This is a genomic window from Nocardia sp. NPDC004151, from assembly GCF_042874235.1.
Classification (GTDB): Bacteria; Actinomycetota; Actinomycetes; order Mycobacteriales; family Mycobacteriaceae; genus Nocardia.
This window is the reverse complement of record NZ_JBIAMR010000004.1, coordinates 280,361-294,507: the sequence shown is the minus strand read 5'-3', so window position 1 is coordinate 294,507 and position 14,147 is coordinate 280,361. Positions and strand designations below refer to the sequence as shown.

11 protein-coding genes are annotated in these 14,147 nt (G+C 69.0%); 6 read left to right on the top strand and 5 right to left on the bottom strand.

Features of this window, described 5'->3' with window-relative positions; genetic code table 11:
* Window positions 1–133 precede the first annotated feature (133 nt).
* A complete protein-coding gene (gene ddaH / locus ACFYTS_RS12120) occupies window positions 134–1,006 on the top strand; it encodes a dimethylargininase (RefSeq protein ID WP_387303375.1) in 873 nt (290 codons plus the stop codon).
* On the opposite strand, the gene ACFYTS_RS12115 is transcribed toward ddaH, so the two are convergent.
* A complete protein-coding gene (locus ACFYTS_RS12115) occupies window positions 975–1,526 on the bottom strand; it encodes a hypothetical protein (RefSeq protein ID WP_357276072.1) in 552 nt (183 codons plus the stop codon). The genes ddaH and ACFYTS_RS12115 overlap by 32 nt on opposite strands.
* A 378-nt stretch (window positions 1,527–1,904) precedes the next feature.
* Here ACFYTS_RS12115 and ACFYTS_RS12110 point away from each other — a divergent pair, with 378 nt between their 5' ends.
* Window positions 1,905–2,084: a hypothetical protein gene (locus ACFYTS_RS12110; RefSeq protein WP_387303373.1), complete on the top strand. Its 180-nt coding sequence runs from the start codon at window positions 1,905–1,907 to the stop codon at window positions 2,082–2,084.
* 387 nt (window positions 2,085–2,471) lie between these two features.
* Window positions 2,472–4,220, top strand: a complete 1,749-nt coding sequence (locus ACFYTS_RS12105; RefSeq protein ID WP_387303371.1) for an acyl-CoA dehydrogenase — start codon at window positions 2,472–2,474, stop codon at window positions 4,218–4,220.
* A gap of 101 nt (window positions 4,221–4,321) precedes the next feature.
* On the opposite strand, the gene ACFYTS_RS12100 is transcribed toward ACFYTS_RS12105, so the two are convergent.
* A complete protein-coding gene (locus ACFYTS_RS12100) occupies window positions 4,322–5,284 on the bottom strand; it encodes an AraC family transcriptional regulator (protein WP_387303368.1) in 963 nt (320 codons plus the stop codon).
* A gap of 349 nt (window positions 5,285–5,633) precedes the next feature.
* On the opposite strand from ACFYTS_RS12100, the gene ACFYTS_RS12095 reads away from it, so the two are divergent.
* On the top strand, window positions 5,634–7,094 hold the full coding sequence (locus tag ACFYTS_RS12095) for a DUF6345 domain-containing protein (RefSeq protein ID WP_387303365.1): 1,461 nt from the start codon (window positions 5,634–5,636) through the stop codon (window positions 7,092–7,094).
* A 138-nt stretch (window positions 7,095–7,232) separates the two neighbouring features.
* Here ACFYTS_RS12095 and cobG read toward each other — a convergent pair whose 3' ends face one another.
* Both cobG and ACFYTS_RS12085 read right to left on the bottom strand, forming a co-directional pair.
* Window positions 7,233–8,432 (bottom strand): precorrin-3B synthase, encoded by a 1,200-nt coding sequence (cobG, locus tag ACFYTS_RS12090; protein ID WP_387303362.1) that lies wholly within the window; start codon window positions 8,430–8,432, stop codon window positions 7,233–7,235.
* A gap of 196 nt (window positions 8,433–8,628) precedes the next feature.
* Window positions 8,629–8,859, bottom strand: coding sequence for a hypothetical protein (locus ACFYTS_RS12085; protein ID WP_357276085.1), 231 nt, complete (start codon window positions 8,857–8,859; stop codon window positions 8,629–8,631).
* Window positions 8,860–9,202: 343 nt separating this feature from the next.
* Here ACFYTS_RS12085 and cobN point away from each other — a divergent pair, with 343 nt between their 5' ends.
* Window positions 9,203–12,838 (top strand): cobaltochelatase subunit CobN, encoded by a 3,636-nt coding sequence (gene cobN / locus ACFYTS_RS12080; protein ID WP_387303358.1) that lies wholly within the window; start codon window positions 9,203–9,205, stop codon window positions 12,836–12,838.
* Window positions 12,839–13,145: 307 nt separating this feature from the next.
* Window positions 13,146–13,685 (top strand): hypothetical protein, encoded by a 540-nt coding sequence (locus ACFYTS_RS12075; protein WP_387303356.1) that lies wholly within the window; start codon window positions 13,146–13,148, stop codon window positions 13,683–13,685.
* A gap of 75 nt (window positions 13,686–13,760) precedes the next feature.
* On the opposite strand, the gene ACFYTS_RS12070 is transcribed toward ACFYTS_RS12075, so the two are convergent.
* A complete protein-coding gene (locus ACFYTS_RS12070) occupies window positions 13,761–14,141 on the bottom strand; it encodes a PPOX class F420-dependent oxidoreductase (protein ID WP_357276091.1) in 381 nt (126 codons plus the stop codon).
* Window positions 14,142–14,147: the final 6 nt, after the last annotated feature.

Here is a 14,147-nt window from a genome sequence, read left to right as displayed (position 1 = left end):
GCCCACGCGTCATTCAGACGCAACGAATCGCTGTTCATAGATCGATCTACGCAACGTTTCGCTATTCCTGACGCAACGGTACGCCACTTATCTTCGTGTCAGATCCGTCCGCGCCGCTTCCGAGGGAGTCCCGTTGACGTCCGTAGCCACGCTGCCCGCCCGCGATCCCGCCGCCCGCCGGCCCGTGCCCCGCCGCTACCTCATGTGCCGCCCCGACCACTTCGACGTCACCTACGCCATCAATCCGTGGATGGACACCGCCGACCCCGTGAACCGGGGGCTCGCCCTGGCCCAGTGGGACGCGCTGCGCGTCGCCTACGAGGGGCATGGACACCGGGTCGACGTCATCGAACCGGTGGCGGGGCTGCCCGACATGGTGTTCGCCGCCAATGGGGGACTGGCCATCGGGGAGCGGGCGCTCTCGGCCCGCTTCGCCAATCCCGAACGTGCGCAGGAAGGCCCGGCCTACCACGACTGGATGGCCGCCCAGTGCTTCACGAGCGTGGCGCGCGCCCGTGAAACCAATGAGGGCGAGGGCGATTTCGCCATCGCGCCCGACCGCATCCTCGCCGGGACCGGGTTCCGCAGCGCCCGCGGCGCGCATCAGGAGGTGGCGGAGTACTTCGGATTGCCGGTCGTCTCACTGGATCTGGTGGACCCGCGCTTCTACCACCTCGACACCGCGCTCATGGTCCTCGACGACACCATCGCCTACTATCCGGCCGCCTTCAGCGGACCCAGCGCGCGGCTGCTCGCGAGCCTGTACCCGGACGCGATTCTCGCCACCGAGGCCGACGCGAATGTGCTGGGCCTCAACGGGGTCTGCGACGGGTACCACGTGTTCCTCAGCGACAAGGCCGTCGACCTGGCCGCGCAATTGGGGGCCCGCGGCTACGAGCCGGTCGGGATCGACATGTCGGAGCTGCTCAAGTCCGGCGGCAGCGTCAAGTGCTGCACCATGGAGTGGCACTCGGTCAGAACGGCAGTCGCGTCCGGAACGGACTGACCCGCGGATCGTTCAGCGGGTGAGCCAGGATCAGGAAGCGCAGCAGCATGATCGCACCGGTTATCTGCAACGCCGCCAACGGGATCTCGCCGATGATCGCCGTGCCCAGTGACAGCCAGAAATCCCCGGCGTCCGCGGTGACGATGTCGAACCAGGCGTCCACCACCAGCAGGATGCCGGTGCCGAACGCCGGGAGCAGCAACACCACCCGCCGCTTCCAGCCCAGATAAGCGGTGGTCGCCATCATCAGCACGAGCACGATGTCGAACCCGATCCAGGCCAGCGACCAATTGCGGGCGTGATATTCCGCCGGCAGCGAGAACCCCAGGTACACGATCCACGGAATCAGCCCCAGACAGCCGCCGACCATGAGCGCCAGCCGCACCCGCCGGTGCAGCCGCACCACCTCCGGGCGCGGCAGCACCCGCTCCGGCGGCGGCTGCAACCGCCGGATCAGCTCGCGACGCTCCTCATCGGACATCGCCAGGATCTCCTGATCGCTGAGCTTCGCGATGGTCATGGCCGCCTCCAGCATCCGATGGTCGTCGCAGCGCGGATAACCCACTGTGCACCAGCAACCGCGCCGCGTGCACCCCGCACCCGTCCCGGACCGGTCGGGCCCGTCCGCGCGCGGGTCGGCGGTGGAATCGAGTAGTCCGCCACCTGGCCGGGAGTGTTGTCCCGCGTTCTCCCGACCGGCTCGCCGCCGCGCCGATCGGCCGGGACCGTGGTGCTCACCCGATCGCCGCGGATCGGGAGGGACCTGACCTTCCCGGCGACCTCGGGGTCCGACGCCCGAGCGTGTCCGTCGGTTCCGGCAGCTCGTTGCCGGTGCGCCTCGGCTCCCGGACCACGTGACCGCCGGTGCGACCGGGTGTCCGCCGATATCCTCATGCCGATGGTCGAGTACCGGCCCGATGCCATCCGCACCAGCGGACACGAACACGCGCGCTACCGCCAAGCCGTGACCGACGCCCTGTCCGGCATCGACCTGCACACGGTGCGGACCGCGCTCGCGGCGTGCCTGTTCACGACACACTGTGATGGTTCACTGCGAACATTCAGACAATCTGTGTAACACTACAATTCGTGACTTTCGGGCCGAACGTGGCACTGTGGCAACGAATCACGCGAGCGGCCCTGGTCGCGACCGTGGTTCAGCAGCCGTGTCCTGCTACCGGCCTGCTCACGCGAATCTCTCTCCCGCGCAACACCGTGATCCGGTCGGGCACGCGTGGCCTCCCGAACCTTCCCCAGCCCACATCGCTGGATGTCGCGTGAAGGTGAGTGGTGCGTCGAACTTCTGACAGGTAATCGCCCGGCTCTCTGTTCCGGACCCGTCACGGTGCCCGCGTAATCACGCAGCAACGCCGGGTACCGGTGCGCCCGAGCGCCGCGATTGCCTCCTATGCCCTCGGCGGACCAGTTGCCGACGGGATCGATTGAATGAGTAGGAGAAGGATCCATGCAGCATGAGCAGACCCCCTTGGCCGGAGTTCTCCGCCACGGCAGCCTCGAGTTCGACCAGCACTTGCAGAAGATCCTGAACAACCCGGCCTACTTCGTCACCGAGGCCCAGAGCCAGGAGCAGCGCCGCCAGAACGCCTACGACCAGCTGCACAACCTGGTCGAGGAGGTCGGCAGCACCCGCGACATCGCCACCGACCTGCCGCGACTCTTCGCCGTCTTCGACTGGTCGGCGGTGCTGGCGACGGATCTGATCCCGCTGATCTCCGGGCACTACAACCTGGCCTCGGGCAGCCTGTCCACCCTGACCGATTCTGATTCGGCCGCACCGTATCTGCAGGACCTCGACAACGGCTCGAGCGTCGGGGTCATGCTGCTGACCGAATACGGGTGCGGGTCCAACATCCAGTTCATGCAGACCCGCGCGACCTGGGACGGCGACGGGTTCGTCATCGACACCCCGAACCCGCGGGCCCGCAAGTTCATGCCCAGCGTCGGCATCCCCGTGTCCCGCGTCTGCGTGGTCGGTGCGCGCTTCATCGACGCCGCGGGCGTCGATCACGGCGTGCATCTGTTCGCGGCACGACTACGAGGACCCGACGGCGCCCCCGCGCCCGGTGTGACCATCACCCAGCTCGACCATCAACCGCTGGTCATCATGGACAACTCCGTCATCGCGTTCGACAAACTGAAGGTCGATCGCAGCGCCTGGCTGAGCAACGACCTCGCCACCATCGACGACCGGGGTGTGCTGACCTGGCGCGACGAGGACAGCCGGAAGAGGTCGTTCGCCTCGGCGATCAGTCAGCTCACGGTCGGCCGGCTCGCGCTCGCGTCCTGCCTCAACGCCGCCGCGCGGGCCTCGCTCTACATCGCGCTGCGGTACGCCGCCAAACGGGTGGTGCCGCTGACCCCCTCCGACACCCCGTACATGGTCGAGCTGCCGCACGTGCGCGACACCCTGCTCACCGACCTGGCCGGCACCATCGCTCGCACGCTCTACGGCAACACGGTGAAAACGTCGCTCGCCAACGCCGACCTCACCAGCCGTGACACGGTCGTCTCGGTGATGCTGGCCAAGCACTTCATCCAGCTGCACGCCCTGGACACGGTGACCCACGCCAGAATTCGGATGGGCGCCCAGGGAATGTTCAGCGCCAATCGGGTGGCCGACTACCTCGGGGTCTGCCACGCGGCCATCACCGGCGAGGGCGATTGCCACGTCCTCGGTTCCGTGGCCGGTCGCGTCCTGGCCAAACACCTGGCCGGAAAGCCGGTACCCGAAGTCGTTCTGCACGATCCCGCCGATCAAGCCGACCGTCTGAGCCTGTTCAGCGCCCGGACCTTGACGATCGTGGAAGAGACCCAGCAATATCTGACGACGCCCGGGCTCGAGGGGCGCTTGGCGGTCATTCCCGAAGCGCTCGCCCTCGCCGAGGCCTTCTCGGCCGAAGAAGCCCTCCAGGTGCTCCACCGATTCGCCGATCACCCCGAGATCGCCGCCGTGCGTGATGTCTTCGCGCTGAACTACCTCGATCAGCACGCCGTCTGGTACCTCACCCACGGACTGCTCGACATCGCCGCGGTCGACACCATCAAACAGCGACTCCGCATGGCCATCGACACCCTGGCCGAGCACCTCCCCGCGTTGCTGGACGCTTTCGGTTTCGACGATGAAATTCTGGCGGCACCGGTCCTTTCCGACGATCTGCCCACTGCCTGGGAAACTCGCTGCCACGATCGGTGACGACCCTGACCTAGGTGCCAGCGGCCAGGCCCGCCCGCGAGCCTGGCCGCTGGCCGTTCACCAGGTCCGAACCCCGGACCAACGGCACCCAGCGGCCGCGGTCAGGTCGATCTGCTCCGTAGCCGGCCGGGCGGAACGCCGAATCTGTCACGGCAGCCCTTGGTGAAGACGGACAAAGCGACAAATCCGCTGTCGTAGGCGATATCCGCGATCGTGTGACCGGCGTTCCGAGGATCGGCCAACCGTTTCGCGGCACGGTCGAGGCGGGTCGCGAGCAGGTAGCTGTGAGGGGATGTACCGAAATCGCGCATCGCCCGCTCGAGTTGGCGCCGGGTGATGCCGAGATGTTCGGCCACCGCGTCCACGGTGAGTCGCGGATCATCCGAACATCGTTGAATGTACACACGCGCATCCCGGGAAATGGCCGCGAATTTCGTGTCTTCCGGGGCTCGGCGTTCGTCGAGGGCGCCGGCGAGCAAGCCCGTCCAATGCGTGCTGATTCTCAGGAACTGGCTGGGCGTCATGGCGTCGCCGTGACGGGAGAGTTGCTCGGTCAGCGCGAGCACGGAACCGAGCAAGGGGTCATGGGTGTCGAGCGCCAGAAACGAGCGGCTGACCGGGGCTTCGGGAAGCCGCAGCGCGTCGGCGGGGATATTGAGGATCCAAGCCCGCACATGGTCGGCATGGGAGAGCACCATGCGTTGCCCCCAATCGACCACACTCATCTGCCCGGGTCGCAACGACACCCGAGTGCCGTGCTGCTCGATGTCGAGGGGCCCACTACGGGCGACGAGCAGCCGAGCGCTGCGGTCACCATCGGCATCGATGTCGGCCATGGTGCGCTCGTACGAGATTCCAGTCGATTCGAAGGCGACATTCTGGAAGTCGCCGAGCCGATAGCTCGCCAGACGTTGAACCCGCAGTGCGCCATGGAAGTTCGGCCAATCGGCGAAGTCGACCCGTGCCCCGCCCTGGTTCGCCGACACCTGCTCACGCCAGTATCCAGGCCTGTCATGCTTCGACAACTCCGTTGTCGTATCGCTCACCACGACGAGTTCGGACACCGGCGCCCCCTTCTTCCGTCGCAAATCCGGACGCGGCTCGTCGCGAATCCGGTGGAACAGAATCTATACGCGCACATAGTCTTTGGCCGAAGCTCCGGTCGATGGCGCCGACGTCGACGACCGGGAACGCCGCTCGCGGTCAGCGAGGCCCGCGGGCGGCGTCAGGCCTTCGCTCAGCTGCTCGACGAAACCGCGCCCGAGCAGGGGACGCGCCCGGGGCTGGTGTGTGCCGGCGGTCTGCTGAAGGGGGGCAGATCTCGAGCATCTACCAGCCCTGGGGCGGGTCGGCGGGGAAATCGAGTAGTCCGGTACCCGTGCCCGTGCGCCCGGCATCGGTGACCATTCGTCAATGTCCGACAACATGTACGGCGGCGCGTCGGTGCAGGTCTACCCGAAAGATGCCACGTTGACCTACCCGCACGCGTGCGTGAGCGGCTTCCTCGACTACGTCGCGAAGTTCAACGGCGTCAACTTCCACGCCAAGGACGACGATGTGCGCGAATGGCGGTACGACCAGGAGTACGACAACTGGCAGGACAGCCTCGGCATGGACTCGGTGCGGGTCTTCTACCACTACGCGCACAGCACCACCATGAGCAATGGCGTGTACCTGACCTCGATGGGCCGCACCTGGGACAACACCATCTACGCCGAATCCGACCGGATGGGCTTCGGCGACCAGCGCCTGCGCTACCTGTTCCTGCACGGCTGCGAATCGCTGCGCACCAACTTCGGACACAGCCCCTACCGCACCTGGCACACGCCGAACCGGGGCGCGCGGATGCTGTTCGGATTCGACAGCCTCACCTTCGACACCGACCAGCAGGGGACACGGTTCTTCAAGGAATGGAACACCGGCAAATCGTTCAGCCAGGCGTGGCAGGACGCGGCGCTGTCGATCTTCCACAACAATCACCGGGTGTCCTCCGCCGCCTGCGGCGCCACCGACCGTGAAGCGCAGGACCGGCTCTGGAACGAGCGGCTGTTCCATGGCGGCGCGGTCTCCGACGACTGGTACTGGTGGCGCTGGGCGGGTCAATTCCCCCTCGAAGTCGACCTGAGCATTCCCCTTCCACGCCAACCGATGTCACTGCGCCTGGCCCGCCGCAGCGCCGACGCCGACACCGCGGCCGCCCTGGGGGAACGGCACGGTCTCCGCGGCCTGCTCGCCGAGTCCGCGTCCCCGGTTACCGAGGAGTCCTGCGCGCGAGCCGAATTCGAACCCCGGCTGGTCATGCACCCCGACGGCGCCTACCAGGCGTTCCACGCCGAGCCGGACCGCACCGCCAACGGCCGCACACCCGAAGAGATTCGCGACCTCGCCGACCTGGCCGTGCGAGAACTGGACCTCGGCCACGACCTGGCCCTGGCCGGAATGTCGGCCACCTTCCACGCGGGCGCGAGCCGCGACGGCGACACGGTGGCGGCGGCGGTGGCCGACTACACCCTGCACTACCGCCAGCTCCACGACGGCGTCCCCGCTGTCGCGGGCGGTGACGGCCAGCTCACCATGACCCTCGATCCGACCGGCCGACTCTGCTCGATCTCCGACACCACCGTCCCGATCCTGAGCGCCGAGCAGGCCCACCCGCCCACCACCGACGACACCGACGCCTGCACGGCCCTGACCGAGGCGACCGCCGCCCGCGCCGAATGCCTCGGCGGCCGTGCCCGTCTCGCCGTCGTCCCCGACTCGCGCGAGATCGGCTACCGCTACGACCGCGACGACGCGGCCCTCGTCGCCCGTCAGACGATCGAGATCACCGGTGGCCGCTTCCGGATCCGCGACATCGTCGAGGTCACTGTCTGAGCGCGCACCGAACTGCCGGATGTCCCGCCGTCAGGAGAACAGCCGTCGGCGCACGGCCGCCTCGAGTTCCGCGGTGCCGCGACGGGAGGACGAGGCATCTCACTCACACCGCCCGATCCCGGCGGTTCGGTTCCTCGGCTAGTCCGCGGGGATGATGCGGTAGCCGTCGGTGGTGGCGATGACGTCGGTGACCGCGCCCTTCGGGCGGCCGCAGCGGCGGTCGCAGCCGGACCAGTGCTGGCGGCCGGCGACCACCACGTCGGCGGTGTCGAGACCTTCGCGGGCGAATCCCGGTGCGCCCGTGGGGAGTACGCGGCCGGAGTCGACGGCCTCGGCGACGTCGGCGCGGACATCGGTGCGGGACTTGGCGCAGCCGGGCATGCCGGCGCAGGCGCTGACCTGGAGCCACGGGGAGGCGGTGTCGAAGATCAGGCCCATGGGGGCCAGGACTCGGACCACCTGTTCGGCGGGCCATTCGTCGAGGTCGGCGAGGATCAGGCTGCGCCACGGGGTGACGATGATCGGGCATTCGACGGCGGCGAGGAATTCGGCGGTGCGGGCGGGGAGGGAGCCGAGGCGCACGCCCGCGCCGAGGGCCACCCGGCCGTCGGACTGGGTCATCCAACCGATCGGAATGTCCTGGGGGCCGGGCGGTTCCAGGAGGTCGGTGGCGACGTCGAGGTCGGGGTGGGCGGCGCGGAGGCGGTCGGTCAGCCGGGCCGCGCCGTCGGGGATCTCGTGCAGACGCCAGTGGCCGTCGCGGAGGTCGAGGAAGCCGTCGGCGGCGGCGAGCATGTGGTCGACCGCGGCGTCGGCGGGCAGGCGGAGGCCGGAGTCCTTACCCGCCAACAGGAGTGCGTAGGTGTGCTCGTCGAGCGCGTGCACGCCGATGTCGCCGCCCAGGCCGCTGACATCGCCGCGGCCGTCGTCGAGGGTGAACAGGACCCGGCCGGGCAGCTCGGCGTAGCGCGGCCGTGCGCGCAGTCCTTCGTCGAGAGTCGGAACCAGGGGATATACATCGGTCCAGCCCCCGACGCGTCCCGACAGCGGCGAGGCGATGATGTTGCGCACCCGTTCATGGGTGGCGCTGGGCAGCAGTCCGGCCGCGGTGAGCCGCTCGGTGAGCGCGGCCGCGTCGCGGACCTGCCGGAACTGGATGTTCCCGCGCGAGGTGAGCTCGATGTTCCCGTCGCCGAGGTCGGCGGCCGCTTCCGCGAGGGCCTGGAGCTGGGTGGGGGAGAGGAGTCCGCCGGGCACCCGGATACGGGCGAGGGGACCGTCGGCTGCTTCGTGCAGGCGCAGCACGCCCGGGCAGGAGTCGGGATCGGTTCGCGTCATGACGCCACCCAGCGTACGGAGGACGCCGAGACCGGGCACGGCCGCCCGGGGTCGGGTTCCCATCTCTGACTATCTGCATTTGGAGATATTGCAATCTAAATATGCGTTCCGGTGCGGCGGGATGAAGACAAAAGAAGACTCTGCGACGGGGGAGTCTCGGAGTCTGGTTGCCGGATCGATCGATTCGCCGGGCGGTTCAGCCCGCACGGTGCGGTTCGATGGCCGCCGGCGCCCCGCGGCGGCGGGCGAAGGCGGGTGTGGTTTCCCAGGTGTCGTTGAGCAGGCTGGGGACGTTGTGGTGGTCGGCGTGATCGCGGTGCACGGTGGTGCTCATGACCGTGAGGCCGAACAGGATGGTCGCCGCGCAGATGATCCCGGCGATGAGCGCCCACTGCGAGTGACCGGAGCCGGCGGCCGTGAGAGCCATGGCCAGCGTCGCGAAGGCAACCAGTACGCAAAAGTATCCCGACCAGGCAGCAAAGCGGTTCCGCCTGACCCATCCTGGAGTGAGTGGCATACCGGCAGCGTACGCGCGGACCGGTCGGTTCCGCAGGGGTGCGAGCCAGGATTGGCCGCACTGTGATCGGTGCCCGCGGGCGGCGACACGGGCGCGATATCGGGCCCGCGACGGCGGCGCGATAGCATCGGCGAGCTCGTCGAACGGAAGAAAGCCGGTGCAATTCCGGTGCGGTCGCGCCACTGTGACAGTCAGACCTTCCCGGCGAGCGCCGAACCGTGCTGGGCGCGTCACCCTAGGAAGGCCGAGACCCTTGATCCTGTTGCTGTCCACCTCCGACACCGATCTGCTGAGCGCGCGCGCCAGCGGCGCCGCCTACCGGCTGGCCAATCCGGCCCGGCTGCTGCCGGAGGACCTGCCGGTCCTGCTGAACGGTGTGTCGCTGGTGATCGTGCGCGTGCTGGGCGGGAAGCGGGCCTGGGAGGAGGGCCTCGAGACGGTGCGCGCCAGCGGAATTCCGGTGGTCGCCCTCGGCGGTGAGATCGCGCCCGACGCCGAGCTGATGGAGTGCTCGACCGTGCCCGGCGGTGTCGCCGCCGACGCCCACAACTACCTGGCCGCGGGCGGCCCGCGAAACCTGCTGCAGCTGCACAACTTCCTGTCCGACACGGTGCTGCTCACCGGCGAGGGGTTCGAGCCGCCGGTCGAGATGCCGAGCTGGGGTGAGCTGGAACGGCACGCCTGCCCGGCCCCGGACGACGCGCCGACCGTGGCCGTGGTCTACTACCGCGCCCAGCACCTGGCCGGGAACACCGCCTACATCGACGCGCTGTGCACCGCCATCGAGGCCAAGGGCGCTCGCGCGCTGCCGATCTACTGCGCCTCGCTGCGCACCGCGGAGCCGGAGCTGCTCGCCACGCTCGGCACCGCCGACGCTCTGGTGGTGACCGTGCTCGCGGCGGGCGGCACCAAGCCCGCGACCGCCTCGGCCGGCGGCGACGACGAGGCCTGGGACGTGGGCGCGCTCGCGGACCTGGATGTGCCGATCCTGCAGGGCCTGTGCCTGACCAGCGGCCGCGAGCAGTGGGAGGCCAATGACGACGGCCTGTCGCCGCTGGATGTCGCCACCCAGGTGGCGGTGCCGGAGTTCGACGGTCGCATCATCACGGTCCCGTTCTCGTTCAAGGAGTTCGACGCGGACGGGCTGTCGTCGTACGTCCCCGACGCCGAGCGCGCGGCCCGGGTGGCGGGTATCGCGGTGCGCTACGCGCGGCTGCGCCACATTCCGGCCGAGCGCAAGAAGGTCGCGATCGTGCTGTCGGCGTACCCGACCAAGCACGCCCGCATCGGCAATGCCGTCGGTCTGGACACTCCCGCCAGCGCCATCCGGCTGCTCACCGAGATGCGCGAGGCCGGATACGACCTCGGCGCGCCCGGTGAGATCCCGGGTCTGGAGGCCGCGGACGGTGACGCCCTGATCCACGCCCTCATCGCGGCGGGCGGGCAGGACCCGGACTGGCTGAGCCAGGAACAGCTGGAGGGCAACCCGATTCGCATCGGCGCCGACCTCTACACCCGCTGGTTCGAGACGCTGCCGGAGGATCTGCGCGAGGCGGTCGTCGAGGCGTGGGGCCCGCCGCCGGGTGAGCTGTACGTGGACCGCTCCGCCGACCCGAAGGGCGAGATCGTCATCGCCGCCTTGCGTTTCGGCAATGTGGTGCTGATCGTGCAGCCGCCGCGCGGTTTCGGCGAGAACCCGGTCGCCATCTACCACGATCCGGACCTGCCGCCGAGCCACCACTACCTGGCCGCGTACCGCTGGCTGGCCGCCGCGGAGGGCTTCGCCGCCGACGCCGTGGTGCACCTGGGCAAGCACGGCAACCTGGAGTGGCTGCCCGGCAAGACCCTCGGCATGTCCGCCTCCTGCGGCACCGATGCCGCCCTCGGCGATCTGCCGCTGATCTACCCGTTCCTGGTCAACGACCCGGGCGAGGGCACCCAGGCCAAGCGCCGCGCCCACGCCACCCTGGTCGACCACCTGATCCCGCCGATGGCGCGCGCCGAGACCTACGGCGACATCTCACGGCTCGAGCAGCTGCTCGACGAGCACGCCAATATCTCCGCGCTCGACCCGGCCAAGCTGCCCGCCATCCGCCAGCAGATCTGGACGCTCATGCGCGCGGCCAAGATGGACCACGACCTCGGGCTCACCGAACGCCCGGACGAAGAGGTCTTCGACGACATGCTGCTGCACGTCGACGGCTGGCTGTGCGAGATCAAGGACGTGCAGATCCGTGACGGCCTGCACGTGCTCGGCCAGGCCCCGGCGGGGGAGGCCGAGGTCGACCTGGTGCTGGCCATGCTGCGCGCCCGCCAGCTGTGGGGCGGCGAGGTCAATGTGCCGGGCCTGCGAGAAGCGCTGGGGCTCAGCGAATCCGGTGACGAGAAGCGCGACCGGGTGGACGCCTTCGAGCAGTTGGCGCGCGAACTGGTCTCGGGCATGCAGGAAGTCGACTGGGACGTCGACTCCATCGACGCGGTGACCGCGGGCGTGTTCGGCGGGGAGGCGGCCGCGGCCGCGGGCCTCACCGACGTCCCCGGGCGCCTGGCGGAGACGCGCCGGGTGCTGGGCTTCGCCGCCACCGAGGTGGTGCCGCGACTGCGACAGACCGGTGTCGAGGTGGCTCGCATCCTGCACGCGCTGAATGGCGGTTTCATTCCGGCCGGACCGAGTGGTTCGCCGCTGCGCGGTCTGATCAACGTGCTGCCCACCGGCCGCAACTTCTACTCGGTCGACCCGAAGGCGGTGCCGTCGCGGCTGGCCTGGGAAACCGGTCAGGCCATGGCGGATTCGCTGCTGGCCCGCTACCTGGCCGACCACGGCGAGTACCCGCGATCGGTGGGTCTGTCGGTGTGGGGCACCTCGGCCATGCGCACCTCCGGCGACGATATCGCCGAGGTGTTCGCGCTGCTGGGCGTGCGGCCGGTGTGGGACGAGGCCAGCCGCCGTGTCACCCGCCTGGAAGCCATCACCCTCGAGGAGCTGGGCCGTCCGCGCATCGACGTGACCGTGCGGATCAGCGGCTTCTTCCGCGACGCCTTCCCGCACGTGCTGGCCCTGCTCGACGACGCGGTGCGCCTGGCCGCCGGACTCGACGAGCCCGCCGACCGGAACTACGTGCGCGCCCACGCCCAGGCCGACCTGGCCGAGCACGGCGACGAACGCCGCGCCACCACACGCATTTTCGGCTCCAAGCCCGGCACCTACGGGGCGGGCCTGCTGCAGCTCATCGACTCCAAGAGCTGGCGCACCGACGATGACCTGGCCCGGGTGTACACCGCGTGGGGCGGCTTCGCCTACGGTCGCGACCTCGACGGCGCGCCCGCCGCCGACGACATGCGGACCGCCTACAAGCGAATCGCGGTGGCGGCCAAGAACACCGACACCCGTGAACACGATATCGCCGACTCCGACGACTACTTCCAGTACCACGGCGGCATGGTGGCCGCGGTGCGCGCGTTCACCGGCTCGAACCCCGAGGCGTACATCGGCGACAGCACCCGCCCGGACGCGGTCCGCACCCGCACCCTGTCGGAGGAGACCACCCGGGTGTTCCGGGCGCGCGTGGTGAATCCGCGCTGGATCGAGGCCATGCGCCGGCACGGCTACAAGGGCGCCTTCGAGATGGCCGCCACCGTCGACTATCTGTTCGGTTACGACGCCACCACCAATGTGGTCGCCGACTGGATGTACGAAAAGCTGGCCGAGTCCTACGTTTTCGACGAGACCAACCGCAAGTTCATGGAGCAGTCCAATCCCTGGGCGCTGCACGGGATCGCGGAACGTCTGCTGGAGGCGGCGGAGCGGAAGCTGTGGGAGCAGCCTGACCCCGCCACGCTGGATCGGCTGCGGCAGGTCTACCTGGAGACCGAAGGCGAACTGGAGTAGGCGATTTCGCGTACCCGGACCGGGGTGGCCCGCAGGACAGCAGCGGACAATCCCGGTGCAGGGGGGGTTCCCACCGCCGGTTCGTAAGAGGAGTATGAGAACCGGACCCGGCGTCGGGCTCGGGGAAGCGGCGGGGCCTCCGGTGATATGCGAGTCATATTGCCGGACCGAATAATTCGAAGTGGGGAATCCCCGATTCGCAGCGGTCCGGGTGTGTGCGTCCGAGTCGTGTCTCACGGCGTCCCATGATGGTACGGACGTCTACTCGGTCATGCGGTGAATCGGTCCCTCGACGTAGGGAACCATCATGAGAATCGCCAAGATCGCCGCTACCGCTCTGCTGTCCGTCGCCGCGCTGTGCGTGGCCACGGTGACCGCCCACGGCGAACCCGCTGTCGCGGCACCGGGAATCAGCGGGGTGGACCGGGGTGTCGACTACTCCATCTCCCTGGCCCAGGACCGCAGCGCGGTCACCACCACGCTGGCCTCGGGCCATTTCGAGCTCGCCGGCGGCGCGGTGAACATCATCGCGCCCTCGGGGGAGACCCTCGCGGCGCTGCCGCTGGTCTACCAGGCCGCCGACCGCACCCTCACCGTCGTCCCCGAGGTGAACGCCGACGCCACCGAATTGACGGTGCGACCGGCGAATCCAGCCGATGTCGCCGCACCCAACGGTGATGTCGTCGCGTTGCAGAGCGTGGCCAATGCCGGATCGATCGTCGCCGGGGCGCTCATCGGCTGTGTGGTCGGGGCTGTGATCGGCGTCTGGTTCTTCCTGGTCGGCGCCGTGATCGGTTGCGGTGTCGGCGGTTTGGTCGGCGCGATCATCGCGAACGACCAGCCGTGATCGACCGATCCGGAAGCAGATAGCGCGAAACCACGTCGCCGGACCGGTCGGTACGGCGACGTGGCGTGAATTCGCTTATGCCGGAAGGATCTCGATGCCGATGGTGCCCGCGTTGCCGCGGCGCAGCTTGCTTCCCATGATGGTCAGCCAGCCCAGGATCCCGTACTTGCGCTTGATGAGATCCCGCACGCGGTCGCTGCCCGCGTCGTCGAGCACCGTCGCGCGCCCCTTGACGATCTCGCCGTGCGTCTTGCCGCGCACATCGCACGGTTGCAGCGTCACGTCGGGATTGCGCCGGATGCGCTTGACCTTCCAGCTGTCGGTGACCGTCCACACGTAGAGGCGGCCGCCGTCGAGCGCGGCCCACAGCGGCGTCGCCACCGCGGTGCCGTCCTTCTTGTAGGTGGTCAGGTTGACGTAGTTCGCGGTGCCCACGGGCCCGAACGGGTTGTCCACGCCCGC

Bases quoted from the DNA above. Each gene is read 5' to 3' on its own strand.
- ACFYTS_RS12110 (WP_387303373.1), top strand. From the start codon at position 1,905: ATGGTCGAGTACCGGCCCGATGCCATCCGCACCAGCGGACACGAACAC.
- ACFYTS_RS12095 (WP_387303365.1), top strand. From the start codon at position 5,634: ATGTCCGACAACATGTACGGCGGCGCGTCGGTGCAGGTCTACCCGAAA.
- ACFYTS_RS12085 (WP_357276085.1), bottom strand. From the start codon at position 8,859: ATGGCTCTCACGGCCGCCGGCTCCGGTCACTCGCAGTGGGCGCTCATC.
- cobG (WP_387303362.1), bottom strand. From the start codon at position 8,432: ATGACGCGAACCGATCCCGACTCCTGCCCGGGCGTGCTGCGCCTGCAC.
- ACFYTS_RS12105 (WP_387303371.1), top strand. From the start codon at position 2,472: ATGCAGCATGAGCAGACCCCCTTGGCCGGAGTTCTCCGCCACGGCAGC.
- ACFYTS_RS12075 (WP_387303356.1), top strand. From the start codon at position 13,146: ATGAGAATCGCCAAGATCGCCGCTACCGCTCTGCTGTCCGTCGCCGCG.
- ACFYTS_RS12115 (WP_357276072.1), bottom strand. From the start codon at position 1,526: ATGACCATCGCGAAGCTCAGCGATCAGGAGATCCTGGCGATGTCCGAT.